The following is a 638-nucleotide window of genomic DNA, read 5'->3' as shown; positions in this document are numbered from 1 at the left end:
CGTAAAGATGGTGGTGCTCAATGGCTTTATCGTTATACCATTCACGGTCGGCGCCGTGAAATGGGCTTGGGCGCCTTAAGACATGTCTCTTTAAAAAAAGCCCGTGAATTGGCAAACCAATGGCGTGCTGTTTTACATGAGGGTCGTGACCCCATTAAAGAACGCGATAAACAAAAGCGTGAGGCAATGCGTAATCTTCATTATTTAAAAAACATTGCTTTAGATGCTTTTGAAAGCCGTAAAGCCGAATTAAAAAGAGATGGTAAAGCTTGTGATTGGTTTTTACCATTACGCCTTCATATTCTCCCTAAATTGGGCTGTCTGCCCGTTTCAGAGATTACACAAACAGAGATACGCAATACCCTTGCTCCTATCTGGCATACAAAAGCTGCAACAGCAGAGAAAGCACTAAATCGTCTTAATCTTTGTCTCAAACATGCGGCTGCATTAGGGTTAGATGTTGATTTACAAGCAACAGAAAAAGCACGCGCGCTCTTAGGTAAACAACGTCATAAAACCACTAATAGACCTGCAATGGATTGGAAAGATGTTCCCGCCTTTTATCAGTTACTCTGTAAAACACAAAACATAACACAACTGGCTTTGCGCTTGCTTATCCTGACAGGCGTTCGTACCAA

General features: G+C 42.3%; 1 protein-coding gene. It reads left to right on the top strand.

The genetic code is table 11. From position 1 onward, the window contains the following. On the top strand, positions 1 to 638 hold a 638-nt coding region (locus tag ACFINZ_RS11325), incomplete at both ends, for a tyrosine-type recombinase/integrase (RefSeq protein WP_375701560.1).

The organism is Bartonella sp. AA81SXKL (genome assembly GCF_042196945.1).
In the GTDB taxonomy this organism is placed as follows: domain Bacteria; phylum Pseudomonadota; class Alphaproteobacteria; order Rhizobiales; family Rhizobiaceae; genus Bartonella.
Note: the sequence above shows the minus strand (reverse complement) of the source record. Positions and strands in the feature narration are given on the sequence as shown.